At 57.3% G+C, this 26,920-nt stretch carries 20 protein-coding genes and 2 tRNA genes; 18 read left to right on the top strand and 4 right to left on the bottom strand.

Annotated elements, in window-relative coordinates:
- Positions 1–55: 55 nt before the first annotated feature.
- The 4 genes from rsmG (at position 56) to FGQ61_RS00930 (ending at position 2,870) form a co-directional block, all read left to right on the top strand.
- Complete coding sequence (gene rsmG, locus FGQ61_RS00945; RefSeq protein WP_229025826.1) at positions 56–793, top strand: 16S rRNA (guanine(527)-N(7))-methyltransferase RsmG; 738 nt, start codon at positions 56–58, stop codon at positions 791–793.
- 134 nt (positions 794–927) lie between these two features.
- Positions 928–1,728 (top strand): ParA family protein, encoded by an 801-nt coding sequence (locus tag FGQ61_RS00940; RefSeq protein ID WP_022093800.1) that lies wholly within the window; start codon positions 928–930, stop codon positions 1,726–1,728.
- Positions 1,721–2,626: a ParB/RepB/Spo0J family partition protein gene (locus FGQ61_RS00935; protein ID WP_171021463.1), complete on the top strand. Its 906-nt coding sequence runs from the start codon at positions 1,721–1,723 to the stop codon at positions 2,624–2,626. The genes FGQ61_RS00940 and FGQ61_RS00935 overlap by 8 nt, the downstream gene beginning before the upstream one ends.
- Entirely contained in the window at positions 2,616–2,870 is a 255-nt protein-coding gene (locus FGQ61_RS00930; protein ID WP_138374275.1) for a hypothetical protein, read from the top strand. Before FGQ61_RS00935 ends, FGQ61_RS00930 begins: the two co-directional genes overlap by 11 nt.
- A 197-nt stretch (positions 2,871–3,067) precedes the next feature.
- Here FGQ61_RS00930 and rlmN read toward each other — a convergent pair whose 3' ends face one another.
- Positions 3,068–4,120, bottom strand: a complete 1,053-nt coding sequence (rlmN, locus tag FGQ61_RS00925; protein WP_138374274.1) for a dual-specificity RNA methyltransferase RlmN — start codon at positions 4,118–4,120, stop codon at positions 3,068–3,070.
- Positions 4,121–4,205: 85 nt separating this feature from the next.
- Here rlmN and FGQ61_RS00920 point away from each other — a divergent pair, with 85 nt between their 5' ends.
- Positions 4,206–5,171, top strand: coding sequence for a D-alanine--D-alanine ligase family protein (locus FGQ61_RS00920; protein WP_124786668.1), 966 nt, complete (start codon positions 4,206–4,208; stop codon positions 5,169–5,171).
- A complete protein-coding gene (locus FGQ61_RS00915) occupies positions 5,165–8,059 on the top strand; it encodes a helicase C-terminal domain-containing protein (RefSeq protein WP_138374273.1) in 2,895 nt (964 codons plus the stop codon). Before FGQ61_RS00920 ends, FGQ61_RS00915 begins: the two co-directional genes overlap by 7 nt.
- Here FGQ61_RS00915 and FGQ61_RS00910 read toward each other — a convergent pair.
- Both FGQ61_RS00910 and FGQ61_RS00905 read right to left on the bottom strand, forming a co-directional pair.
- On the bottom strand, positions 8,056–8,973 hold the full coding sequence (locus tag FGQ61_RS00910; RefSeq protein WP_138374272.1) for a helix-turn-helix transcriptional regulator: 918 nt from the start codon (positions 8,971–8,973) through the stop codon (positions 8,056–8,058). The two genes, FGQ61_RS00915 and FGQ61_RS00910, sit on opposite strands and share 4 nt — an antisense overlap.
- On the bottom strand, positions 8,960–9,982 hold the full coding sequence (locus FGQ61_RS00905) for a helix-turn-helix transcriptional regulator (RefSeq protein WP_138374271.1): 1,023 nt from the start codon (positions 9,980–9,982) through the stop codon (positions 8,960–8,962). The genes FGQ61_RS00910 and FGQ61_RS00905 overlap by 14 nt, the downstream gene beginning before the upstream one ends.
- Positions 9,983–10,180: 198 nt before the next feature.
- Between FGQ61_RS00905 and FGQ61_RS00900 the strand changes: the two genes are divergently transcribed.
- Together FGQ61_RS00900 and FGQ61_RS00895 are read left to right on the top strand one after the other, a co-directional pair.
- Positions 10,181–13,282 carry a hypothetical protein gene (locus tag FGQ61_RS00900; protein WP_138374270.1) on the top strand — a complete coding sequence of 1,034 codons (3,102 nt, stop codon included), beginning with the start codon at positions 10,181–10,183 and terminating at the stop codon, positions 13,280–13,282.
- Between the two features lie 21 nt (positions 13,283–13,303).
- Entirely contained in the window at positions 13,304–13,522 is a 219-nt protein-coding gene (locus FGQ61_RS00895; protein ID WP_022094153.1) for a hypothetical protein, read from the top strand.
- Positions 13,523–13,588: 66 nt separating this feature from the next.
- On the opposite strand, the gene FGQ61_RS00890 is transcribed toward FGQ61_RS00895, so the two are convergent.
- On the bottom strand, positions 13,589–17,020 hold the full coding sequence (locus tag FGQ61_RS00890) for a SpaA isopeptide-forming pilin-related protein (RefSeq protein WP_138374269.1): 3,432 nt from the start codon (positions 17,018–17,020) through the stop codon (positions 13,589–13,591).
- Between the two features lie 297 nt (positions 17,021–17,317).
- Here FGQ61_RS00890 and FGQ61_RS00885 point away from each other — a divergent pair.
- From FGQ61_RS00885 to FGQ61_RS00840, 10 genes are all read left to right on the top strand, one after another.
- Positions 17,318–17,392: transfer RNA gene (locus FGQ61_RS00885), tRNA-Gly, on the top strand.
- A gap of 426 nt (positions 17,393–17,818) precedes the next feature.
- Positions 17,819–19,165: an adenylosuccinate lyase gene (gene purB / locus FGQ61_RS00880; RefSeq protein WP_022093797.1), complete on the top strand. Its 1,347-nt coding sequence runs from the start codon at positions 17,819–17,821 to the stop codon at positions 19,163–19,165.
- A 128-nt stretch (positions 19,166–19,293) separates the two neighbouring features.
- The gene (locus FGQ61_RS00875; RefSeq protein WP_006236206.1) at positions 19,294–19,557 is read left to right on the top strand and encodes a TIGR03905 family TSCPD domain-containing protein; all 264 of its coding nucleotides are present in this window, start codon (positions 19,294–19,296) and stop codon (positions 19,555–19,557) included.
- The gene (locus FGQ61_RS00870; RefSeq protein ID WP_138374268.1) at positions 19,557–20,768 is read left to right on the top strand and encodes a twin-arginine translocation signal domain-containing protein; all 1,212 of its coding nucleotides are present in this window, start codon (positions 19,557–19,559) and stop codon (positions 20,766–20,768) included. Before FGQ61_RS00875 ends, FGQ61_RS00870 begins: the two co-directional genes overlap by 1 nt.
- A 153-nt stretch (positions 20,769–20,921) precedes the next feature.
- Positions 20,922–21,644, top strand: a complete 723-nt coding sequence (locus tag FGQ61_RS00865) for a response regulator transcription factor (RefSeq protein WP_006236208.1) — start codon at positions 20,922–20,924, stop codon at positions 21,642–21,644.
- Between the two features lie 11 nt (positions 21,645–21,655).
- Complete coding sequence (locus tag FGQ61_RS00860) at positions 21,656–23,221, top strand: sensor histidine kinase (protein ID WP_040360026.1); 1,566 nt, start codon at positions 21,656–21,658, stop codon at positions 23,219–23,221.
- Between the two features lie 118 nt (positions 23,222–23,339).
- Positions 23,340–24,218: a phosphoribosylaminoimidazolesuccinocarboxamide synthase gene (locus tag FGQ61_RS00855; protein WP_035136481.1), complete on the top strand. Its 879-nt coding sequence runs from the start codon at positions 23,340–23,342 to the stop codon at positions 24,216–24,218.
- Complete coding sequence (locus FGQ61_RS00850; RefSeq protein WP_022093792.1) at positions 24,219–24,794, top strand: ABC-2 transporter permease; 576 nt, start codon at positions 24,219–24,221, stop codon at positions 24,792–24,794. It abuts the gene before it with no gap.
- Between the two features lie 89 nt (positions 24,795–24,883).
- On the top strand, positions 24,884–26,164 hold the full coding sequence (locus tag FGQ61_RS00845; protein ID WP_138374267.1) for an aminopeptidase: 1,281 nt from the start codon (positions 24,884–24,886) through the stop codon (positions 26,162–26,164).
- A 28-nt stretch (positions 26,165–26,192) separates the two neighbouring features.
- Positions 26,193–26,265, top strand: a tRNA-Lys gene (locus FGQ61_RS00840).
- The last annotated feature ends 655 nt before the right edge of the window (positions 26,266–26,920 follow it).

Below are 26,920 nucleotides of genomic sequence, written 5' to 3'. Positions count from 1 at the left end.
CCTTTTTTTGTCAAAAGTTCTCGATACGCTGATTTTTGTCAGAAAGGAGCTTCTGTTGTTTGTACTTACCGATCAGCAGGATGACGAGATGTTGAGTCGCCTAACTTCCTATTGCAAAGAATATTCCTTGAGCGTAACTGATATTGAGCTGAGGAAATGTATCCAGCATTTGGATTTGGTTCTAGAAACAAATAAGACAACCAATCTCACCCGTATTCTTAACGTAGAAGATGCTGCCGTACTTCATATCCTCGACTCACTTGTTTTGCTCCCCTATATCAATAAGGCTCCTGAGGGAGCTTTGCTCGATATGGGAACAGGTGCGGGCTTCCCTGGTATTCCATTAACCATAACCACGCATCGTAAAGCTACTTATATTGACTCTGTTGGCAAGAAGGTTGATGCGGTTAATTCCTTTGTCCATGCTCTTGGATTGAAACATGCTCATGCGGTTCATGATCGTCTTGAAGAATATGCTCGAAGCCATAAGAAGCAGTTCTCCGTTGTAACCGCCCGCGCACTGGCCCCTCTACCGATTCTTGTTGAGTATGCGGCTCCGTACCTGAAGGATGGAGGGCTATTTGTTATCACCAAGGGCAATCCTTCGGATGAGGAGCTTGCTTCCGGCATGTCAGCAGCTAAGATTTGCGGCTTCACTTTGCTTCTGAATGACGCAATTGATTTGCCTGAAGGCTTGGGTCACAGGGAGTTCATTGTTCTTAAGAAGAGTCATTCAGCATCCGTTTCATTGCCTCGTGCAAATGGCATGGCAAAGAAGAATCCGCTTGCCTAGATGTTTCACGTGAAACATAATGGTTACTAACAGCTTGCAGTGTTTCACGTGAAACATAGCAGTTGCTATCGATTCGGAATGTTTCACGTGAAACATCCTCCGTTTGACAGCTTTAATACACACCAGGAGGGACCGTGGGATTTCGCGACGTTAAGCGTTCTAAGAGCGCAAAAGACACGCGTATCATTGCAATCATCAATCAAAAAGGCGGCGTCGGTAAGTCAACGACGGCTGTAAACCTTGCAGCAGCACTGGGTGAGCAGGGTCGTAAGACACTGATTGTTGATTTTGATCCGCAGGGAAACAGCACCAGTGGATTCGGAATTGAAAAAGAAGACCTTGATCACTGCATCTATGATGCATTGCTGAATGATGTGCCGGCAGAATCGCTTGTTCTTGATACAAATTGCAAAAAGGTATTCGTAATTCCAGCTACAATTCAGCTTGCAGGCGCCGAAATTGAGCTCGTAAGCGCAATTGCACGTGAAACCCGCCTCAAAGATTTGCTTGAGCCGATTCAGGACGAGTTCGATTTTATTTTCATTGACTGTCCTCCTTCGCTCGGCCTGCTTACTATCAACGCTTTGACCGCAGCAGACAGCGTTTTGATTCCGATCCAGTGCGAATATTACGCACTCGAGGGCGTTACGAAGCTGCTTGAGTCAATGAAGATGGTCAAATCAAGACTGAACAAGGGCTTAGACACCTATGGTGTGCTTATGACCATGTATGACTCGCGTACTTCACTATCGAATCAGGTTGTTGAGGAGGTTCAATCGTACTTTGGTGATAAGGCGTTTAAGACGCTAATCCCCCGTACGGTTAAAATCTCCGAAGCTCCGTCTTTTGGAGAACCAGTAATTACCTATGCACCTCAAAATAAGGGTGCAAAAGCATATATGAACCTTGCAAAAGAGGTGATCAAGCGTGCCTAGTGTAAAGAAACGTGGCGGATTGGGACGTGGACTGAATGCTTTGGTTTCAGAGGCCGAGTATGAGACCGGCGGTTCGGCTGCATCGGCTTCTAATGCTGCATCTGAAACAAAACTACCTATTGAGGATATCGTTCCCAACCCTAATCAGCCGCGAATTCACTTTAACGAAACTGAACTTCGCGAGTTGAGCGAGTCAATCCAAGAACATGGCGTTTTGCAGCCGCTTTTGGTTCGCAAGCATGGAAACGGCTATGAGATCATCGCTGGTGAGCGTCGTTACCAGGCGTCAAAGCTTGCTGGCCTTGAAGAATTGCCAGTCATCATTAAAGAGGTAAATGATGAAGAGATGCTGGCTCTTGCTCTTATCGAAAACCTTCAACGTTCAGATCTGAATCCCGTCGAAGAGGCTAAGGGCTATCGACAGCTCATCGATGCCAGCGGTATGACCCAGGAGGCATTGTCGAAGGCAGTAAGCAAGTCACGCTCTGCAATTACAAACTCACTGCGTCTTCTCGATCTCCCCGAAGTAGTTCAGCAGATGATTTTTGAGGGTAAACTTACTGCTGGTCATGCACGTGCGATTCTTGCAGTTCCCTATGAGGATGCTCGAATTCGACTTGCAGAGAAGGTTGTTGCAGAGGGCCTTTCCGTAAGAGCGACAGAAAATCTTGCTCCGTTGTTTTCTGCCGGAGAGACACCTAAGACGCCGAGGCCTGCAACCCCTCAGTCTTTTAAAAAGGCAGCCCGCGTGCTTCGTCAGGTTTTTAATACCAACGTGCGTGTGAAGAGCTCGCGTGGAAAGAATAAGATTGAGATTGAGTTTAAAGACGATGAAGAGCTCTCTCGTATTCTTGGCGAAATGATTCAGTTTGATCAAGGAGGCCAAGATGAGGAATAGAATTTTAACTGCGATTGCATTGGCGACGACTGTCGCGGCTGGTGCCTTTGCTGGCTATAAGATCGCGACAGACGATGAACTTCGAGGTCGTTTGCTTCGTAGTGCGCAAGATATTATCGATACATCCAAGAAGAAAATGGATGTTATGACAGAAGATGTTGCAATGCGTACTGCTCAGGTAACGAAGAATCCCAAGATTAATCAGGGTTGGGTCAGCAACCAATGGGAAAATGTAGGCTATTAGGTACCTAATAATTACTTAGCATATTGTGATGGGTCCTTGTCTGATTCACGAGACAAGGACCCCTTATTTTGGCCGTAAAAATGGGACCAGTAGCAGCTGATTCAAAATTAAGGTCAATAAATGAAACGACCCCGGTTGGATATCCTGCAACCGGGGTCGTTCGATGTTTCACATGAAACGTTTTGGGTGCGACTCCCCTATGCGTTCTTCTGAACTTTGAAGCGCTGCTTCAGCTGTCCGCAAGCGGCGTCAATATCGTTACCACGGGAGTTGCGAATCGTTGTCTCGATGCCACGGGACTCAAGGCGACGCTGAAGATCCTCAACCTTATGAATCGGCGACGGCTTGAGCGGGCTACCCTCGATGTCGTTAAGCTGAATGAGGTTAACGTGGCACAGCGTTCCCTCGCAGAAGTCGCAGAGCGCCTGCATTTCCGGATTCGTATCGTTGACGCCTTCGATCATGGCATACTCATAGGTTGGACGGCGGCCGGTCTTCACGGTGTAGAGCTGAAGCGCTTCGTGAAGGCGAAGCAGCGTGTACTTCTTAACACCGGGCATGAGCTTATTGCGCGTCGACTGGATGGCGGAATGCAGTGAAACAGCAAGCGTGAACTGCTCGGGGATGTCGGCAAATTTGCGAATACCGGGAATAACGCCACTGGTAGAGACGGTGAGGTGACGAGCGCCGATACCGATGCCATCGGGGTCGTTGAGGATTCGCAGCGCCTTGAGAACCTCGTCGTAGTTGGCAAACGGCTCGCCCTGGCCCATGAAGACAACGCTCGTGGCGCGCTCGCCAAAGTCGTTGGATACATGAAGTACCTGGTCGACGATCTCTTGAGCGGTCAGAGAGCGCTTGAGGCCGTTGAGACCGGTAGCGCAAAAGGCACAGCCCATGCCGCAGCCTGCCTGGGTGGAAACGCAGACGGAAAGCTTGTTACGACGGGGCATGCCGACAGTCTCGACGGAAACGCCGTCGTGGTATTCGAGCAGATACTTGCGCGAGCCATCTTTGGAAACCTGCTTGGTGAGTTCAGTGGGCGTGTCAAAGGCAAAAGCCTCTTTAAGCTGCTCGCGGAAAGCCTTGGGAATGTTGGTCATATCGTCAAACGAACAAACGTTCTTCTCGAAGACCCATTCAATGAGCTGCTTCGCGCGGAACGCGGGCTGGCCAAGTTCGGCCACGAGCTCGCGAATATCGTTTTGGCTCAAGTCGCGAATGTCCTGAGATTTAGTCCTGGGATTCATGGAAGCCTTTCGATTTTGGGGAAACGTAGAGGGTATCGCTACAATATGGTATCAGCTGCAGAAATTATAGAGGAGGAGTCTGCCCATGCCGGGTAAAAGCCTAGAGAACATGCACGTAGCGGTCTTGGCGGGCGGTCATTCCGCTGAGCGCGAGATCTCGCTCAATTCGGGAAAGAACGTTGTGGTGGCACTGAAGGAAGCCGGCTACACCTCGGTGGAGCTGCTCGATACGGCCGCTGATGACTTTATGGTAACCATGGCAACCGGCGGCTTTGACGTGGCGTTTATCGCCATGCACGGTGCCGGCGGCGAGGATGGTGCCATGCAGGGCGCCATGGAGACCCTGGGTATCCCCTACACGGCCTCGGGCGTGCTTGCTAGCGCCTGCGGTGCCGACAAAGAGGTCTCTAAGCTCCTGTACGCCAAGGCGGGCATTCCCATTGCCCCCGGCCTTGCGCTCGAGGTGGGCGATGAAGTCGATATCGATCATATCGTCGAGGTTTGTGGCGAGCGCAGCTTTGTGAAGCCGGCCGTCAACGGTTCCAGCTATGGCATTTCCCTGGTCCATGAGCCCTCCGAGCTGCCCGCGGCAATTGCCAAGGCGTTTGAGTACGGCGACAAAGTGCTGGTCGAGAAGTGCATCGAGGGTACCGAGATCACCGTCGGCGTGTACGGCGAGGACGACGTGCGCGCCCTGCCGATTGTCGAGATTCGCAAGCCCGAGGACTGTGAGTTCTACGATCTGGACGTGAAGTATGTCGACCCTACGGACATCCATCGTATTCCGGCGCAGATTTCACCCGAGAATTACGCTCGCGCTCAGGAGCTTGCCTGTGCTGCTCACAAGGCCCTCGGTTGCCTGGGCATCTCGCGCAGCGATTTTATCGTGAGCGAGGACGGCCCCGTCATCCTCGAGACCAACACCATTCCCGGCATGACCGATACGTCGCTGTATCCGGATGAGATTCGCCACACAGACGACATGACGTTCCCGCAGGTCTGTGACAGCCTGATCCGTATGGGCCTTCGTCGAGCGGGCATTGCATGCTAATCGAGGACGCGGTTTCGTCAGGAACGCCGCAGTTTGTCATCGACTCCTATGCCACGCTTGCCGAACGCGCCAAAACGCAGTCCTTTGGTCTTATCGAGGAAGATGTGATTGTCCTCGATACCGAGACCACAGGTCTTTCGGTGCAGGACAATGAACTGATCGAGATCTCGGCGGCCCGTCTTTCGGGCCGCGAGATCGTCGACCGTTTCGATACCTTCGTGCATCCCAAGCAGCTGATTCCCGCCGAGATTACCGAGCTCACGAGCATTACAAATGCCGATGTGGCAGATGCCCCGTCGGCCGTTGAGGCCGTCGCCGCTCTCGCCGATTTTGTCGGTGGTTGCCCGGTGATCGCACATAACGCCACGTTCGACCGCTCGTTTATCGAGTCGGTCAAAGGCGGCGTCAACGTGAGCGATATTTGGATCGATTCGCTGGCGCTGTCGCGAATCGCGCTTCCGCGCCTGGCCTCGCACAAGCTGTCTTTTATGGCTGATCTGTTTGGCTGTGACTCGGTATCACACCGTGCCAATGCCGACGTCGACGCCCTGTGTGGCGTATGGCGCGTGTTGCTCGTGGCGCTCACCGACTTGCCCCAGGGCCTCATGGCGCGCCTAGCCGACATGCATCCGGATGTGCCTTGGTCCTATCGTCCTATCTTCTCATTCTTGGCAGGGCAGAACCCTGGTTCTATCTTCTCTCTCAGCGCCGCTCGTGCTGACGTTCTCAAGGCCGATCGCGCCGACGATCGGGTGGACGCCGACGAACTGCCGGTCCTCAAGATGCCGAGTCGTGAGGAGATTGAGGCAGACTATGCGCCAGGTGGCCTGGTCAATCGCATGTACCCCACCTACGAGCCGCGTGATGAGCAGATTGCGATGGCGCTCGAGGTCCGCGATGCGCTGGTCACGGGCACTCATCGTGTAATTGAGGCGGGCACGGGCGTCGGCAAATCGATGGCCTATCTGGTGCCTTTTGCCGAGGCAGCACGCCGTAACAACATCACGGTTGGTATTGCGACCAAATCGAACAATCTCGCCGACCAGCTCATGTACCATGAGCTGCCAAAACTTGCCGAGCAACTGGACGGTGGTCTGTCATTTTGCGCTCTCAAGGGGTATGACCACTATCCGTGCCTGCGCAAGCTTGAGCGCATGAGCCGCGGCCAGGCCGAGATTACCACCAAGCGCGATCCGGCGGACACGCTCACGGCGGTCGCGGTCATTATGGCGTACGTCTGCCAATCAGCCGATGGCGACCTCGACTCACTTGGCATTCGGTGGCGCAGCGTCAACCGCCCCGACTTTACGACGGCCTCGCGCGAGTGTGCTCGTCGCCTCTGCCCGTTTTTCCCTGATAAATGTTTGGTCCACGGCGCTCGCCGTCGTGCGGCGCATGCCGATGTGGTGGTCACCAACCATTCCCTGCTGTTCCGCAACGTTGCGGCCGAGGGCAGGATTTTGCCTCCGATTCGTCATTGGGTAATCGACGAGGCCCATTCCATCGAGCGCGAGGCGCGCCGCCAGTGGGCGCGCGTGGTGTCGGCGGACGAGTCACGCGTTCTGTTTGAGCGCCTGGGTGGCTCGAGCACCGGCGCGCTAAGCCAGGTTTCCCGTGATTTGGCAACCTCCGAGGGCTCTACGCTCTATCTGGGCCTTACTGCCAAGGCGACGTCGACGGTTGCGCGCGCGAGCATGGCAATCGCCGACGTGTTCGATGGCGTTCGCGAGCTCGGCCGCCGTGCCCGTGGGGGTTATGACAATGCCAATCTATGGATTGGCCCCGAACTGCGCGAATCTGACGACTGGCATGATTTCTTACAGTCGGCCTACACTGGCATCGACGCATTGGAACAGGCTGACAAGAGCGTCGACGCGCTGGTGCAAGCCGTCGCCGCCGACAAGCCCGAGGTTGTTGTTGACCTGGGTGATATCTCGCGTCGCCTGCACGAGCTGGTCGAGAACCTCAAACTCATCATTGATGGCACCGATGAACACTACGTGTATTCGCTGCAGGTCAATCGCAGGCTGCGTGCCGGCGGAGAGTCGATGACCGCAGAGCGCATCGACATTGGCGAGGCCTTGGCAACCGAGTGGCTGCCCGAGGTTCACACGGCTATCTTTGCCTCGGCGACTATGACGGTGTCCAAAAGCTTTGAACACTTTAACCATGCGGTCGGCCTCGATCGCATCGGTGCTTCAACATCCTCATCGCTGCACTTGGACTCGAGCTACGACTTCGATTCGAACATGGCTGTAGTCGTTGCGGGCGATATCCCCGATCCGCGCGATCGCGAGAGCTATCTTACGGCGCTCGAGCGCGTGCTGGTCGACGCCCATCTTGCCATGGGCGGATCGGTGCTCACACTGTTCACCAATCGGCACGACATGGAAGACCTGTACGCCCGCGTTGAGCCCAAGATGGCCCGTGCGGGTCTGGAGCTCGACTGCCAGCAGCGCAACTCATCTCCTCGTCGCCTGCGCGACCGGTTTATCAACGAGCCGACCTCGTCGCTTTTTGCGCTTAAGGCCTTCTGGGAGGGGTTTGACGCCAGCGGCGAGACGCTGCGTTGCGTCATCATTCCCAAGCTGCCGTTCTCGAGCCCCACGGACCCGCTCTCGTGCGAGCGCAACCTGCGCGAAGACCGCGCTTGGGCGCGCTATTCGCTGCCCGAGGCGGTGCTCGAGGTTAAGCAGGCGGCCGGCCGCCTTATCCGCTCGTCGACCGATTGCGGCGTGCTGATTCTGGCCGACCCGCGCCTGGTGACGAAGGGCTACGGAAAGAAGTTCTTAACGTCGCTGCCCACGAGCTCCTACCAGCGCATCGAATCGGCGCAGATCGGTCACTATCTGCAACTGTGGCGCGCACGTCACGAGCGGCGGCGCTAAAGCGGACAGACGAGGGTTTTTGCCATATCGCACAGACGCTTTGACAGGGCGGGGTCATCCAAGATGCGGATGGCTCCGCCCGCTGCGATTACCTGGCTCAGTAGCCAACGCTCGGAGCCGTAATGCACGGTTACCGTTGCCATGTCTGCCCCGCTGCGCTCGATTAGGGTGATGCCGGCCCAGTCCAGATGCTCCGCCATATCGAATGGCATCAAGAGCTTTGCGCTACGCTGCGTCCGGGCAAGGGAATCGTGGAGGGATGCGACGCCCGGTGTGTGAGGCACGACGGAGTCTTCCGTCAAGGTGAGTCCCTCGATTTTATCCATGCGATAGGTGCGCTGCTCATCGATCGCGATGTCCCAGGCAATCAGGTATGTTTGGTCGCCGTTTGCCGTAATGCGCAAGGGGTCGACCAGACGCTCGCGTGGCCGCGCATCGTCCATCGAGCGATACGAGATGCGGCAACGAACACCGTCCTGAATGGCGCAGCTCAGCTGCTGCCAGTGCGACCCGTGGTTGACGGTGTCAAAGACGCGCTGGTTATAGCCGAGCTCTTCGGGCAGAAGGGCATGTCGAATCCGAGCTGCCGTCTGCGGCTCGATCCCCAACGATTCAAGTTCATGGTTGAGCACGGCGCCCTCGGCGGCACTCAGGCGCAACGGTAGCACGCGCCCGGCGTCACCAGTGAGGGCCACGCGCTCGCCGCGGCATTCGCAGATGATGCGCGCGCCCGATTCTCGGTCCGCGAGCGTCGAGACGATCTCGAGAATCTCGTCGAGCGACGCCCCCGTGATGTCAAAGCGACTGCAAATCTCGGTTCGTGTCATGCCGCCATCGCCGGCGGCGTAGAGGGCCTCCATGATGTCGATGGCGCGCGAGAGTCTCTGCTCGCTGGTGAGTTTACGCACGGGCATGCTCGTGCACCGTCCTTTCTATGAGGTGGTTCCACGCCTGCTTGAGCGATTTGGGGGCCATGGGCCTCATGCCGTCCATGGCGTGGGCCATGCAAAATGAGGCGGCGGCTTCAAGGTCGCGCACGTCAACGGTCCAGATCCATCCCGCATCGGTGTGTGTGAGCTCACCTCGCCCGCGCGTGAGGCCGTTGATCATATCGATCTGCGTCTGAGGGGCGAACGAGAACGTGGCTGCAACGGGCGGTCGGTCGGCGAAATCGAATTCAAAGAACAGATAGTCGTTGAGATTGAAGTCCGCGGGGATGACGTAGGCCTTCGAAGGACGCCAAGCGCGAACGATACGGTCGCAGCGGAATGTCCTGATGTTGTCGGTGACATTGTCGAGGCCGCAGAAGTACGCCACGCCCTCGCGCTCGAACATGCCGTAGACGCAGACGGTACGTTCTTTCTGCTCGCCGCGTCCGTTCTGATATAAAAATCGCAGCGCGCATCGCTCGGCAAAGGCGCTCCATACCGCATCGACGGTGGGAGAGCGGCGAATCGGTGTTTCGTCCACCGTCGTCCTACCGGTGAGATAGGCAATCTTGGAGCGAATATCGGCAAGCGGTGCGGTAAAGGTGGATGAGCCGGCCGCTAGCGTCTGGTCGATGGCGTTGAGCAGGATATCGGCGTCGTCTGCGGTAATGAGGCCGCCTGCAGCAAACGTGTGCTCGCGGTCGATTGTCCACGAGCTTTCCTCGGTCTCCTGCGCGCCGGCGGGGCGAACCTCCTTGATTAAGATGCCACGCTCGAGCAGTTTGTCACGATCGCGCCGAAACTTGCGCTTATCCGAGTCGATGTTGCCCGAGCCATATCCCAGGTCGGAATCCAAGACGATCTGCTCGGTCGTCAGCGGTTCGGGGGAGCTGTTGAGCACAAAGAAAAGATTGAGGATGCGCTGAGCCGTTTTATCGAAACTGGGCTCCGAATTCCCCTTTTTAATTGTCGCGGTCGTGTCGCTTGCCGTCATAGAGTCCTCGCATGAGAAGGTGGTTTGCTGCCATGATTTTAGTCCGATATGGAGATTAGGCTATATCCTTGTCCGCTCGGGGCGTTAAGATGAGCCGAATTCGGTCGTTTGCGCTCGCTCGGGGTATACTTTCGACTATATACGGTTCTAATGTGCATGCATTGGGCCTATTTGTCGGATTATGGATGTGGAGCGCACATGGCGAACACCCAGAACTATATTAACCACCTGCTGCAGAACACCGGCATTACGCCGGCATGCAGCGAAGAAGAGCGCTTGGCTGCCGAGGATATCGCTCAGATCTTCCGCAACCACGGCTTTGACCCCGAGGTTCAGGAGTTCAATGCCCCGGCGCCCAGTAGGTTGGCATTTGCCGTTACCGGTATTCTTGCGTTTGCCGGCGCCCTGCTGATGGGCATCGGCGGCGGTATCGGCTTGGTCGGCACCTTGCTGGCCATTGTCGGTGCCGTGCTCTACGTGCTCGAGCGCACGGGGCATCCCGTGGTTTCGCGCCTGGGCAAGACGGGCGTGAGCCAAAATGTCATCGCCTACCACAAGGCCTCGGGCCCGCTCGCGTCCCCGCGTAACCGCCCGGTGGTCGTTGTCGCACACTACGACTCTCCCCGTGCCGAGCTGCTCGCCCGCGAGCCTTATGCTTCGTATCGTGCGCTCATCGCCAAGCTGTTGCCCGTTGCCACGGTTGCCCCCGCTGCCGTTGCCATCCTGCGTATCCTGCCGCTCCCCGGCGCGCTCAAGGTTCTGCTGTGGATTGTCGCGATCCTCGCTTCCCTCGTTGCACTTGCCAACGCGGCAAACATCATCTCTAACCGCCACATTCTTCCCTATACGTCCGGCGCGGTGTGCAACAAGTCTTCTGTCGCCGCTATGCTCGGTGTTATGGACAACGTTGCTCCCTTCCAGGGCGAGAACGAGTTTCCCGACGATGTTCCGTTCGATACCTATTTTGGGGAGCAAAAGCGTCGTGCCGAGGAAATGGCGCGTGCAGCGGCGGAGTATGCCGCGGCCCAGCAGCAAAACGACTACGGTAACACCATCGAGTACGAAGAGCCTACCTACGCCGAGGACGAGTTCGGTCAGCCGATTGCTCCCGACACTCAGACCGAGCCCGAACAGGGTGAGGCTTTCGACGAGCAGATCGAGGGCTTTGAGGGTGCGTCTGCCGACGAGACGCTGATTGGCGCCATCGTGCCCGAGGATCAGAATCAGGCTGTCCAGGCTGAAGAGTTCAATGACGAGGTTTCCGCTGCCGAGCCGGTGGAGGAGCCTGTCGCGGCCGAGCCCGAGCCCAAGCTCTATCGCAACGCCGCCGGCAACATCCGCTTTGGTTCGGATGCCATCCGTGCGCTCGGAATGCTTCCCGAGTCCTGCACGCTCGATTACAAGGAGGGCGAGGAGCCGACGTTTGAGCCCGAGCCTGCGCCCGTTGTCACTGCGGATGATGAGTCTGCCGCGGTTACCGCTGCCGTTGCCGAGTCCGAGGCGGTGTCCGCGATCGATCTTGCGGCAGGACTGGACATTTTGGCTCCCGCCGCGCCGGCGCAAGACGTTGCGGACGAGTCTGACGACGATTACGTTGAACAGCCGAGGCGCGTGTCTTACGAGAGCGATACTGATTTCTCGGCCGAGATTCCCGCGGCAACGCCCCATGCCGATATTGCATCCGCGTTCTCTTCGATTGGCGCCAGCGCTTCCAACTTCTTTAAGGGTGCGCTTGCAAAGGGCAAGAAATTTGTCGACGATTTCGAGGAGAAGCGCGCTGCCGCACGCGAGGCTGCCGAGCAGGAGGCTATCGCTCAGCAGCAGGCAGCCGCGGCGGCACGTGAGCACGCGGCGCAAGAGTTCGAGCAAAACGAGGCTATGCAGTCCGCGCCCGTCGACGCCGCCGAAGCTACAATGTCTTTCGAGGCTCAGCAACCGACGTCAGCGGATGTTGTTGAGGCAACAACATCTTTCGAGGCTCAGCAGCACGTCGATAGCACCATGTCGTTTGATGCCGCGCAGTTCGATTCCACGATAACGTTTGAAAAGCAGGGCACCGCGATTGCCGAGCCCCTTCCTGTTTCCGATGGACAGGGCGACGCGGCAGACGATGACGAGCCTATTGATGCTGCCGAAATCCAAGATGCCGCCGAGGACGAGTCCGTTGAGGCCAACTCTGACGAAGAGCAATACGTGGCAGCCGATCAAGGTGATTCGACCGAGGTCGAGCAGGAGGAAGTGGCTGCGGTTTCCGAGACTCCCGAGACGGATGAGTCGAGGCCTTATTCCACGCAGATTTTCACCATGCCGACCCCGAGTGGTTCCGGTGCCACGGTTGCCAATGTCGCTCCCACCCAGGACGAAACGGTCGATTCCCTTATGGCCCAGATTTCCTCCCAGGCATCGCCGCGTCCGCAGATGAATGTTCCCGATCCGGCGTCGGCACCGTCGCCTACACCCTCCTCGTCTCCGCTGGCTTCGGTCCCCGATCCGTCGCTGCCGTCTATGAAGCAGGCAAACGTTGCGTCTCGCACGTCGCTGTTCGACCTTCCCGATCCCTCTGCCCAGGTCAACGACCCCTTTGCTACCGCCCAAGGTCCCGAACCCACATCGGCACCCAAGTCTCGTAAGCGCGGCCTGGGTGGCCTGTTCGGTCGTAAAAAGAAAAACGAGCAGGACAGCATGAGTGACTGGCTGGGCGTCGAAGACGATTACGATGCCAAGAAGTCCGGTCGCGGTATCGGTTCGTGGGATAACTTTGAGGACGATAACGATGGCTGGAAGGGTGGCGCTACGTCTTCCGATGGCGCTTCTTCCGAAGATATGCTCTCGGCTGTCGCCTCTATGGGCGATGATGAGCTGCTTGGTCACGATATCTGGTTTGTGGCAACGGGCGCCTCGGATTGTGATGGCGCCGGCATGAAGGCCTTCTTGGCTTCGCATCGCGATAAGCTCCGCGGCGTATTTTTCATCAATCTTGAATCCGTCGGCGCCGGTAGGCTTTCGGTTGTGACGGTCGAGGGCGAACAACAACTGCTCAAGGGCGATCGCCGCATCATGAACCTGGTCAGCAAGGTCTGCAAGTCGTTCCATGTCGATTGTGGCGCGCTCGAGATGCCCTATGCCAAGACCGATGCCTATGCCGCGCTCGAGGCGAGCCGCCGAGCCCTCACCATCGCCGGCGTGGACGGCACGCGTCTGGCTTGCGCTCGTACCGAGGACGACCTGCCCCACAATGTCAACCCGACGAACGTTGCCACGGTATCCGAGGTCGTGACCGAGGTTATCCGCCGTTCGTAGACGGAGCTCTAAGGAGTCAACGTGTTTTCGTATATTAAGCGCCATTGGCCTGTCTACGTGATTTTGACCTTGATTGCCATTGCGTTGGGATTTGGGGCTGCCTACATCGTGGGTGCGAAGGGCTCGACCCCCGCCTCCGCAATCAGCGAAGAGGTGGAGCAAGAACAGAGCACGGGTGCCGATGGGATTCCTGAGTCCGAGCAGGCAATCGTTGATGGTGGATCTTCGTCTGCAGAGTAGATACGGCGATTTACATGATTGAAAGCGGGCGAGCCAGGGGACTGTCTCGCCCGCTTTTTCATCGCGCTAGCGCTTCTTTGGGATCGACCTAAGGCGAGCGAACCATAGGGCTGCGGCACCCGAGGTCAGGAGCGCGGTGATGCAAGCAGCGATGGGAGCTGATCCTGTTGCCGGTAGGTCCTGCGGTAGGGTACAGCGTTGAATGACGCTGTCCTCGTCATGTGACTCAAGTTTATCGCCGCCACCGTTGCGGCAAAGATCGACGCGCGCGCTGTTGATGAGTGCGGTTTGGGGCGTATAAGCCGACGTTGCCTGCATGTGTACGACTGCGCCCCGAGCGTCTGTGCCAAGGATTGCTTTGGAATCGTCAAGGTCGTCGTGCTCATCTTTGAGATCATCGCGGGTCCAAGAATCCGCATCGCTTCGAGTCGTAAAGTCGGCGGCTACCGCACCGTATTCAATTCGAATGCCCGTTACGACGGTATTGGACGCAAGGTCGAGTTCTTTCGCCTCGAGTGTGGTGGATTCCGTGGTCGAGACATCCGCCTTCCAGAGGTGCCAGCCGTCGTAATCGACGAGGCGGCAATCCTCACCCAGACTCTCCCTTACTTCGTCGGACTCAAGCCAAGGATTTTCGTGCCCATCGTCAAGTGTCGCGTTTGCCGGCTCATCGACGTCTGTCGAGTCCAACGGCGTCGTGCGATACCACACGTTGCACAGACCATTGAGGTCGCCGATGGCGACGGGGGTTTCGATTGAGATGAATCTCGCCGTGCCGTCTTTGGCGCACTCAAGATCATCGGTAATCGTAAACTCATCAACCCAAGTAGCGGAATCGTTTCGAGCATCGATGGTATAGGAGAAAAGCCCATCACTATTGGTTTGCGTCGTGGCGCGGTTTTTACCATCGCCGTTAGCCAACAGGCCCTTTTCGATAGGTTGGACAAGTTCCTGACGTTTGTCGACCTGTCCCTTGATCTCGATGGGCGCATCCTTCATCGCGACGGATTGGACTTCTCCCGTATCCTTTATTTCAAACGTTATTTCCTCGGCAAGGTCATAGGTCCGCGGAGACATCATTTCGCGCAACGAGTAGGTGCCGGGTGCAAGATGTTCGACGCGGTGTGGCTTGTCGGATGAGGTCCAGGAGTCTATTTCGGTTTTATCGGGACCATATAAGGTGAGTTGTGCGCCTTCCACTTCCTGCTCACCGCTTGCATCGACCTTGGAGATATCAACCTTGGTGTAATCGTCGGATACGTTAAGCCGTGCTTCTACAACGGGTGTTTTCTGGTCGGCATAAGTAAGGTCGACAATATGGGATGTCCGATCGAGTAAGAAGCCTGCCGGCGCTTGAGTCTCGACAACCTCGTAGCGTGCGGTGCCAGATCCCAGCGGGAGGTCGTCCGCGCGTGCTTCTCCAGTTTCATCTGTCGTGACGGTAGCGACAGTCTCACCGTCGAGCGCTGCAATGCTACCGTCGGGGCGCACGATATCACCCGAGGCACGGATCTCAAAGACGGCGCCCGCGAGGCTGCTGCCGTCTACGGCATCGGTTTTAACGATCCTGATGTTTCCGGTCGCGGCGTGGTCATAATACGAGGCGATTGCAACGGGCGTTAGGTTCATGTCGGCGGGTATGTTTACCTCGATCTCCTTGCCGACAAGATAGGGCTCTTTGGCCGAGGTTTCGCGTACATAATAGGTGCCCGGCACGAGCGATTCGGGCAGTGTGACGGTCCCGGTCGCGTCAGTCGTAAAGGTGTCCATTACGTTATGTGTTGGATACCAGCAAGTTTGTGAGACAGATTCGTGATTGCTGTCGAGTAGTTGGAAGGTGAATCCGGCTAGTGGAACAGAAGCGCCTGTTTGGGCATCACGTTTTACAATCTGGAGATGCGTCGACAGCGCGTGGTTGTCCACGATATATTGAAGCTCGGCGCCGTTGGAAATCTGATTGGCCTCGACGGTCCATTCCCCTGCACGTTTAAAACCCTCGGGGACGGTTTCCGGAACCTCGCGAACCGTGTAGCCGGCGCGGTCGTATGGGATGGCTCCATGGACACCGGCGGGTCGCTTGCCTGCGCCGAACCATGCTTCGGGCTGATCTTTGGTGGAGGCAAAGCCATAGACGTTTGTGGTCAGTGTGCCAACAACCTGCTGAGAGCTGTTGCTGACAACCTCAAAGACAACACCTTCCGCCGGCTGCTCCAGGCCGGATTGGTCGCTATTGCCGTAATCCTTGAATTTGGAAATCTCAAGGTTAAACGCAATGGGGATATCGGAAACGCGAGATTCGATCTCGACCACGCCTGAATCGCCGAGCTGGTCGGCTCCAACGGTATAGGTCCAGCTGTCGTTGGATGGCAGGTAGCCCTCGGGGGCTTTTGATTCGTAGATGGTAAAGGTTCCTAAGGGGACATCGGTGAGGGTGGCCCGACCGCTTTCGTCGGTCGTGAGGATTTGTGCCCATCCAGGGGTTGATTGCGACACACACGTGAACTCTGCTCCTGCGAGTGAAGATCCCACCTGGGGGCCGGCATTCGTCGCGGCATCGAGTTTTACGATACGCAGGTTGATGGTGCCGGGCTGTTCATCAATGGCGACCCGCCCGCCGTCATTCCCCGTGGTAAAGGCGATGCGATCACGACGGGGGACATAGCCGGCCGGCGCCTTCGTTTCAATCAGGTAGTATGCCGTGTTGGGTAGGAGTGTTGCTTGCGCTCGACCGTTGCTGTCCATCTGGATGGTGCCAACACGCGCGCCGCTGCCGCTCTCAAAAATATCGAATGTTGCCCCGTCAAACTGATAAGTATTGTTTCCGCTGGTAATGGCAGCGTTTGCAGACTGCTTTTGGAAGGAAACAGAGACCGCCGGCAGTACATAGAGCATGTCTTGACGTCTGCTGCCGCCCGATACGGTTCCTAGATAGCGCCGCGCGCGGTGCGGTGCGGCTTTGATGCTTCCTGATTTTGCGCTGTCGTGGAGCCACCGCGCCGCCGCCACGACTTCATTGTCAGCGGTAAAGTGCCCACTCTTGGTTTTGCCCTGAGCGGTCGTGTAGGAGTAGGTACCGTCGACATGGGTAGTGCCGTTGAGCATCCATACGGCAAGCTGGGTTGCGGCGCGGGCGCGATCGGGTGAAAGATGGTAGCCGCCAAACGACGTGGCGGTAGGATATCCGTGACAAACGATTGCCGCGAACTCGTCGTCGAGCCAAACCCAGCCTTGATCAAAGTTGAGCCATGGGCCGCCCGGCTTGGTGGGGCCGGGGCGCTCCTGGTTCATGCAGTAGGCAATCGAGGCGTCTTGAGCTTCATACTTGCCGATAAAGAAGGGCCCACAATCATCGCTAATAGTGCGGAAGCCGAGCTGGTCGTAGCCATCGACGGCAAATGCGGCTCCCGGTGCCAGGTAGCCGAAAAGCAGGAAGAGGAGCAGGAGCAGCGGACCTGTTGCGATTGCGCTGTGGACAGAGTGCGTGGGTGCGTTGGACATGGCTGCTCCTTATCCCTCGTGCGCCGCATGGGGAGGCTGCGACGCGTAGGATGAGGCTACCCCCGAGGTTCATGCGGGTAAGTACCGGAGCCTGACCAAAAGCTTGCCCAATTCCTGATAAATTGAGCTCAAATACAACAATCAAGCAAAAGCGCAGGTAGAAGATAGGGAGAACAGGAAGTCAAAGGTCCTCATCTCCACAATTGACGCGATTTTCAAACGAATCTCCACAGCTAAAACAAGCATCGCCACTCTTGTATCGAACAAGACAACCGCGTTATACTATCCCCCACATATGCGGGCATCGCCAAGTGGTAAGGCATCAGCTTCCCAAGCTGACACTCGCGGGTTCGAGTCCCGTTGCCCGCTCCAGTAAAAAGCACAAGCACGGCAGCGTTACGTTGCCGTGCTTTTTACTACCAAGCGCCGGGACTCGAACCCGCCAGGGTGCGAGCGTTAAGCAAACGCGAAGCGTTTGTAGCGAGCAGGCGAAGGCGCCGACAGGCGCCTTAAGCCGGTGCGGATTTGCGAAGCAAATACGCAGACGTCCCGTTGTCCGCTCCATGGAGCACAGAAGACCTCGGGACGGCCAATTCAACAAAGTCTTCCCCATCGTCACCGTGAATCCGAGGGGATCGACCGCAGCCGGTGCGTATTTGCGAAGCAAATAACGCAGACGTCCCGTTGCTCGCTCCAATTCCAAAATGTTAGGTTAATGCCTGCTGCCCATACTTGCACCTGCGCACGGTACAATGGATGGGTTACGACCAACGTGCCAATAACCAAAAAGGAGCCGCTATGATCGATCGCTATACCCGCCCGGAGATGGGACACATTTTCTCCCTCGAGAACAAGTACGCCATTTGGCAGGAGATCGAGGTCTTGGCCTGCGAGGCCCAGGCGGAGCTCGGCAAGATCGGTATTTCCAAAGACGAGGCCCAGTGGATCCGCGACCATGCCAACTTTGAGAAGGCGAAGGTCGATGAGATCGAGGAAGTCACGCGCCACGACGTCATTGCCTTCCTGACCAACATGAAGGAATACATCGATGCCGATGTTCCCGAGGGCGACCCCAAACCCAGCCGCTGGGTTCACTATGGCATGACCAGCTCCGATCTGGGCGACACGGCCCTGTGCTACCAGCTCACCCAGGCCTGCGACCTGATCATCGAGGATGTCAAGAAGCTCGGCGAGATTTGCAAGCGTCGCGCCTTTGAGGAGCGCAACACGCTCTGCGCCGGCCGTACTCATGGCATCCATGCCGAGCCGATGACCTTCGGCATGAAGTTTGGCTCTTGGGCCTGGGAGCTCAAGCGCGATCTGGACCGTCTTGAGGATGCCCGCAAGAACGTTGCCTTCGGTGCTATCTCGGGCGCTGTCGGCACGTACAGCTCCATCGAGCCGTTCGTCGAGGAGTACGTCTGCGAGCACCTGGGCCTGGTCCACGATCCTCTGTCCACGCAGGTCATCAGCCGCGATCACCATGCCTATCTCGCCGGCGTTCTCGCCACCACCGCGGCCACCTGTGAGCGCATCGCTACCGAGGTTCGCAATCTGCAGAAGACCGATACACTCGAGGCCGAGGAACCGTTCCGTAAGGGTCAAAAGGGCAGCTCCGCCATGCCGCACAAGCGCAACCCCATCACCATGGAGAAGGTCTGTGGCCTGTCGCGCGTCGTGAAGGCCAACGCGCAGGTTGCCTTCGACAACGTCGCCCTGTGGCACGAGCGTGACATTTCGCACTCCTCTGCCGAGCGCGTCGCCCAGGCCGACAGCTTCATCGCCCTCGACCACATGTTCCAGTGCCTCATTCGCGTTATCGACGGCCTGCAACTGTATCCCGCCCGCATGATGGCCAACCTCAATAAGACCCGCGGCCTCATCTTCTCTTCCAAGGTACTGCTCGCCCTCGTCGACACGGGCATCACCCGCGAGGACGCGTACGCCATTGTGCAGGAGAACGCTATGGCAACCTGGCACGAGGTACAGGATTGTGTCTCCGGCCCCACCTTTAAGGAGCGTCTCGAGGCCGACCCGCGCTGCACCGTCAGTCAGGAGAAGCTCGACGAGATCTTTGATCCGTGGGACTTCCTCACCCGTATCGACACGGTCTTTGATCGTCTGGAGCAGCTGAGCTTCGAGTAGGTTCGGGCATAACGTTAGCTTTTTAGGGCGCTTTGCTGGTAATGTGTGTTGCCGGCAAAGCGCCTCGTTGCATTTAGGGAAAGACGGGGATAATAGTCGTCTCGAATAACATTCTGAGAGGGGATCGCATGATTTCGTTTGATTACAAGCCTCAGGGCGTGTGTGCTCGCAATATTCACCTTGATCTTTCCGATGACGGCAACAAGGTGATGGGCGTTGAGTTTACCGGCGGCTGCGACGGCAATCTCAAGGCTATCTCCAAGCTGGTCGAGGGCGCTCCTGCCGATCGCGTAATCGAGGTTCTCGCCGGTAATACCTGCGGTATGAAAAAGACCTCCTGCGCCGACCAGCTTACACGCGCTATCGAGGCCGCTCGCACCGAGATCGCCTAATGGGTATCGCCGATCACATCAAGAACGGAATATCGCGTCGCGGCTTTGTACTCGGTGGGGCTGCCGCGGGCGCTGCCACGGTGCTTGCCGGATGCTCGAAAAAAACGGGCACCAGCGATGATGCCGCCGGCGAGCCGCAGGTTATCAAGGATGATTCCAAAATCATCTCGATTACGGATGAGTACGAGGCAGTCGACATCGATCTTGAGCCGGCGGCGTCGTGGACGCTGCCTCTGGGTACGCTGCTGTACTACTGCGACGGCGATTACGCCGCGGCAATGATGGCGCCCGCATCGGCACTGCACGCCAACACGCTCGGTGTGCTCAACCTGGGCGATGGCTCGCTTACCACATTAATCGAGGATCCTATCGAGGGCACGGGATATGCATTCTACGATGTCCGTGCCGGCGACAGCGTATTCGCGTGGGTTGAGATGAACTTTGCCAATTCATCGTGGAAGCTCTACGGTCAAAATCTGTCGGGCGCTTCGCTCTCTGGCGACGTGGTTGAGCTCGATCGAGGTGGCAAGGACTATGATCCGCCGCTGTTTACGGCGTTCGGGTCATCAGTCATCTGGTATAAAATGCCCTCGGCAGGTGGCAATAAAACGAGTAGCGATTCGTTTTGCTATCGTCGCTCGCTTGATGAATCCAAGGCCGAGACAATTTGGAAATCGACGGGTCGCTTTGCATCGGCCCCGCGCGCGAGCGACGGCATTTTGACCATCTCGCCGCGTGTCCGCAACGACGAGGGCGTCTACTACGGCATAACGGCAATCGATCTGACCGACGGCAACAACACCAAGCGTGCCCAGTTGGTCCTTCCTTCGTCAGTTTCGCCTTTCGAGGCCGTATATATGGGCGATACCTTCGTGTTTTCTATCGAGGCGGCCTATAGTGGCGTGGGCAGCCTGGGCAATATGGGCACGTATATCGGTAATGAGGGAGGGCCGTACCTCTTCCTGTCACGCGAGCCGCTCGCATGTGCGGCTGGCAAGAAGAATAAATACCTTGTTAAGGTACAGGCGTCGCATTTCCTGATCGACACCTCTGCCAAGACCTATGGCTCGCTGCTGTCGCCCGACCGCGCTTTGGAGTATGGCGATTATCCAGCTACGGCGGGAAAATCGGACTCATTCCTTACGTACGCCACGGTGCGCAACAGCCAGGGTATACCAGAGACGGTCACTGCACGCCTATTCTCTCTTTAAGCTTAGAGGGGTTAAAAAGGCGCCAACAGGGGAATAAACGCGTTGTAATTGTGAGTACCGCCCGCCGAGCTGCCGCGTCATAGCGGCATCTGGCGGGCTCAGGTGCGTTAAAATGGGCTTGTTCTTAGCTAATTGAGACAGGGGGGCCGTGTTATGGCTTCAGATGCAAAAAAGATTCTGCTGGTCGAGGATGAGAAGGCAATCCGTGACGCCGTCGCTGCCTATCTCGAGCGCGAAGGCTACTGGGTTGTGGGCGTCGGCGACGGTCAGTCCGCGATCGAGGAGTTCGAGAAGCATCAGTTCGACCTGGTCGTGCTCGACCTTATGCTCCCCAAGATTCCCGGCGAGCGCGTTTGCCGCACCATTCGCGATACCTCGGATGTCCCCATCATCATGCTGACGGCTAAGGGCGAGATCGAGGACCGTATTATCGGTCTTGAGCTCGGCGCCGATGACTATCTGATTAAGCCGTTCTCGCCGCGCGAGCTCGTCGCCCGCGTTCGTGCTCTGTTCCGCCGTGCCCATCAGGCCGACGAGCCCGCCGTCGAGGTGCTCGACTTCGGCGATCTGGTCATCGATATCTCGGGCCACAAGATCTTGGTCGAGGGCAAGGAAGTCGATCTGACGGCTTCCGAGTTCAAGCTGCTCACCACGCTTGCCCGCCATCCCGGCCGTGTGTATAACCGCATGGAGCTGGTCGAGAAAGTGCTCGGGTATGACTTTGAGGGCTATGAGCGCACCATCGATAGCCACGTGAAGAATCTTCGCGCCAAGCTGGGCGATGATCCCAAGAAGCCCAAGTGGCTCTACACCGTCCATGGTGTCGGCTATCGCTTCGAGGCTCCGGCCAAGACCGATAAGTCGGACGAGAAATAGGGAAATCACATATGACACCTGCGCGCTTTGAAATCGGACAAAAGCACAAGCAGGAGAGCGAGGCGGGTTCCAAGGCTAGTTGGAACACGCCTCGTTCCGATTCACGGCCAACGATGAGCTATCCCTCGCGCATGGCACTTGCTTTTGCTCTGACATCGCTCATGACGGTATTGGTGCTGGTGGGCGTTGTCTCTGTTGTGTGGGGCACGGTCTTTTCGGATTACACACGCTCCAATATCGTCGAAATCGCAAATTCCGCTGCCGAGAAGTTGGCAACCTCATATGAGGAAAACGGCTCTTGGACCGCGGGAGAACTGCGCACGGTCGCAACGTCGAGTTTGGTTTCCGACGATCTGGGCATGCAGGTCGTCAATAAAAAGGGCGTGATCGTTTATGACGATTCCTGGCCCTCGGCAAGCGCCACCGCCGATGTACGCGAAAACCAGGCTACGACTGACGACACGAGCGGCAAGAGGGCATCGCATAGCCCGGTCTCGTCTGCTCCAACCGACTCCGATAGCGTTGCTAACGTCGAGATTGTAACGTCTTCCGGCGAGCATGTCGGACAGGTAAAGCTGTGGGCCATCGGCTCCGACGCTCTGCTCACCAAGGCGGACTCTGCGTTTAGGGAGAAGACCTTTAACGCCATGGCCCTCGCCGCGGTTGTTGCAATCTGCATTTCGGTCGTTATCGGATCGCTCGTGTCGCGCATGCTCACCAAGCCGATTCATCGCATCACCAGTACCGCAAAGCAAATCCGTGACGGCGACCTGTCGGCTCGCACGGGACTGCGCGGTGATGACGAGATCGATCAGCTGGGTGAGACCTTCGATGAGATGGCCACTTCGCTCGAGAAGGATATGAAACACGAGAAGCGCCTGACCTCAGACGTTGCACACGAGCTTCGCACGCCGCTTATGGCCATGCTCGCAACGGTCGAGGCCATGCAGGATGGCGTGTATCCCACCGACGATGAGCATTTGGAGACCGTTGCTTCCGAGACGCGTCGCCTGGCTCGTCTGGTGCAGCAGATGCTCGACCTGTCGCGCATGGAAAACAGCACGGCTCCGCTCAACCTTGAGCCGGTGGACATGGTTCCTTTCGTGCGTTCCATCGTCAATGCCCAGGAGCGCCTGTTTGTCGACCGCGATCTGCGCCTGCGTTTTGCGGACGAGACCCAGGGTCACGACGATGTCGTCGAGGCCGATCCCGACATGATCACGCAATGTGTTATCAACCTCATGAGCAACGCCATGCGCTACACCCCCGAGGGCGGTTGGGTCGTGGTGTCGGTGCTCAGTGACCGCAAGCACGTCAGCATTGCCGTTTCTGATACCGGCATCGGTATTGCCAAGGACGATCTGTCGCGCATCTTCGGGCGGTTTTGGCGCGCCGATGCCAGCCGCGCCCGCGAAGCTGGCGGCCTGGGCGTTGGCCTCGCCGTGACCAAGCAGATCGTCGAGCGTCACCATGGCTACATATCCGTGGAGTCGGAGCTTGGAAAGGGTACGACTTTTACAATTCATCTGCCCCGCGAGCACACGGCGGACGCGGCATCTACTACAATGGAGCACTAGCTTTTCGCTATTCGGTGAAGGAGGGGCCGCGTCCCTGCCGCTCCGAGTTTGCGAAAACATGCGGGAAAAAACCCGCATTTCTGTCGTATTTAGGTAAGGAGTGACTCACGTGACAACGATGGAGCGTCGTCCGGATTCCCGTGGCAAGGTTCGTGATATTTACGATGCCGGTGAAAACCTGCTGATGGTCGCCACCGACCGCATTTCTGCGTTCGACTTCATTCTTCCCGACGAGATTCCGTTTAAGGGAGAGGTACTCAATCGCATCTCGGCATTCTGGTTCGATAAGTTTGCCGACATCGTCCCCAACCATCTCGTTTCCATCGACCCGGCGGATTTCCCCGAGGAGTTTGCTGAGTATCGTGACTACCTCGCTGGCCGCGCCATGCTGGTTAAGAAGGCCCAGACGATTCCTATCGAGTGCATCGTCCGCGGCTATCTGACCGGTTCGGGCAAGAAGACCTACGACGAGAACGGCACCGTCTGCGGCATCCAGCTGCCTGAGGGCCTGACCGAGGCTTCCAAGCTTCCTGAGCCGCTGTTCACGCCGTCCACGAAGGCCGAGATCGGTGACCACGACGAGAATATCTCGTTCGAGCGTTGCTGCGAGATCGTGGGCGAGGACATCGCCACGCAGATTCGTGACCTTTCCCTCAAGATCTACAAGGCTGCCGCCGAGTACGCCGCGACCCGTGGCATCATCATTGCCGACACCAAGTTCGAGTTTGGTGTCATCGATGGCAAGGTCACGCTGATCGACGAGTGTCTCACGCCCGACTCCAGCCGTTTCTGGCCTGCTGCCAGCTACGAGGAGGGCAAGATCCAGCCTAGCTACGACAAGCAATTCGTCCGCAATTGGCTCAAGGCCAACTGGGATATGACGGGGGAGACCCCGCACCTGCCCGCCGAGGTCATCGATGGCACGTCCGAGCGCTATCGCGAGGCCTTCCAGATCATCACGGGCTCCCAGTTCACAAGCATGAAGGAGAACGCATAAGTGAGTACCCGTAGCGCCACGAACAAGCGCACGCAATCCCACGAAGTTACCGGGGTTGCGCGCAAGTCTGCCGCATCTGCTAAGCCCGCCCGCCAAGCAGCGAGCTCCGTTCGCGTCGTGCCGGCTTCGTCTAAGGCACGCCGCAAAGAGCTCGAGAAGGGCGAGAACCTCGAGGGCCTCTCTAAAGAGGAGAAGCGCGCCCGCAAGGCTAAGCAGCGCGCCAAGGAGGACCGCATCTATACGGTGTCGAATATCCTCCTCAAGCAGGACGAGGACTACACCAAGCGCCGTCGCATCTGGTGGATTGTGCTCGCCATTGGCATGGTGCTCGTCGTGGCAATTTGGGCCTCGCTGTACTTCGCTCCCGCTGGCATGGTGTCCAGCCCTGTCCAGATGGTCGGCATTGTTTTGTCCTACGTCATCATTTTGGGCGACTTTATCTATGACTTCGCTCGTATTCGTCCCTTGCGCAACATGTACCGCGCGCAGGCCGAGGGCATGTCCGAGAACAAGCTCAACGCTCTTATTGAGCGCGCGGCTGCCGAGGAGGACAAGAAGGACTCCAAGAAGAAGTAGCGTTTGCATACATACTTATCGCTAAGATATAAGGCGCGTCGTTTTTGCGGCGCGCCTTTTTACTGTTCTATAGATAGATGGAGTGGCACATGATTCGAGCTGCCCTGACGGTCGAAGAGGCTCTGGAGGGCATGAAGGCCCTGGAGCCCAAGATTAAAAACTACGCGCGCCTGGTCGTCCGCAAGGGCGTAAACGTCAAGCCCGGCCAGGAGGTCGTCGTTCAGTCTCCGGTCGAGTGCGCGCCGTTTGCGCGCGTGGTGGTCGCGGAGGCCTATGCTGCCGGCGCCGGCCACGTGACGGTCATTTGGGCCGATGATGCCGTGACGAGGCTCACGTACGAGCATGTCGAGAAAAGCTATTTTGAGCAGACGTCCGAGTGGAAGCGCATGCAGCTGGATTCCTTGGCCCAGGATGGTGCCTGCTTTGTCTTTATCGAGGGTGCGGATCCTGCGGCCCTCAAGGGCATCGATCCAGCCAAGCCGGCCGCGGCATCAAAGGCGAGGAATACGCAGTGCAAAGTTTTCCGCCGTGGACTGGATTACAACATCAATCCGTGGTGCATCGCCGGCGCTCCGGTCGTGGCTTGGGCGCACGAGGTGTTCCCGGGAGACGCCGATGAGGTTGCAATCTATAAGCTGTGGAATGCGATTCTGCACACCGCGCGCGCCGATGGCCAGGACCCAGAGAGCGACTGGGAACTCCATGACGCCGCATTCGAAAAGAACCTGCGTTTCCTGAACGACAATCGTTTCGACTACCTGCATTACACCGCGGCAAATGGAACCGATCTGACGATTGGCATGACGAAAGGTCACGAGTGGGCCGGCGGCAAGGGCAAGACGCCCGATGGGCACCCCTTCTTCCCCAACATTCCCACCGAGGAAGTCTTCACTTCGCCCGATCGCATGCGCGCCGACGGTATCGTGTACTCGGCCATGCCGCTCATCCATCACGGCAATAAGGTCGAAGATTTTTGGATTAAGTTCGAGGGCGGCCGCGTGGTGGACTACGACGCCCGCGTGGGCAAGGCAACGCTCGCAAGTATCATCGATACTGACGAGGGCGCTGCTCACCTGGGAGAGGTCGCGCTCATTTCCAAGAACACGCCGATCCGCGAAAGTGGTGTTCTGTTCTACAATACGCTCTATGACGAGAACGCTAGCTGCCATCTCGCGCTAGGTGTCGGTTTCCCCGAATGCATCGAGGGTGGGTATGACATGTCCAAGGAGGAGCTTCTGGAGCATGGCGTTAACGTCTCGAGCACGCACGTCGATTTTATGATCGGCACGGACGACATCGATATTGTGGGCATTACGCCTGATGGACGTGAAGTTGTGATTTTCCAGAACGGCCAATGGAGTTGGGAATAGTCCCAGACCGTGGTACAATGCCACCCGCGGGCCGTTAGCTCAGCTGGCAGAGCAGGGGACTTTTAATCCCAAGGTCCAGGGTTCGAACCCCTGACGGCCCACCCAAAGATTGTTGAGACGGTCAACTTCGGTTGGCCGTCTTTTTTGTCGCCCTTTCATGGGTTCGAACCCGTCGGGGCGCGGAGCTGAGTAAACGCGTGAGCGTTTGCCAGCGCAGCGCGCAAGGCGCGAAAGCGCCGCAGCGGCCGCCTGCGAAGCAGGCTGAACCCCTGACGGCCCACCCAAAGATTGTTGAGACGGTCAACTTCGGTTGGCCGTCTTTTTTGTTGCCGGTGCACGGGTTCGAACCCGTATCTAGCTATATATAAGAACGCTTGGCGAACAAAACCCGCCTTTTACCGATGGGAAACAAATAACTGATGCCTTTGGAGTAAAGTAGCGCTCCAGAGATGACCGATGTCTCAATACACATAAAACAGCTGGTCATCGCCAATATCAGAAGCCAATGCTTCAGTTTTAACCTCAGTGATGCGACTGAGGGACCTATTCATTTGTGAACAAAATATGGAGTGCGCGATTCCCGCCCCCGGGGCCCCTCCGGTCTGGCAATATATCTCCTTGCCGCGCGGCCCGGTGGAACCGGGAACCAGCGCAGGCGTGCACCTTGAGAACCGGATACTGCGAGGATGGACACACCAGTTGTGTCGCATCCGGGCAGACATCGAACCATTTGAAATGGTCTAACTTGGATTTGTT

Source organism: Collinsella aerofaciens (genome assembly GCF_005844325.1).
GTDB lineage: Bacteria > Actinomycetota > Coriobacteriia > Coriobacteriales > Coriobacteriaceae > Collinsella > Collinsella aerofaciens_G.
Note: the sequence above shows the minus strand (reverse complement) of the source record. Positions and strands in the feature narration are given on the sequence as shown.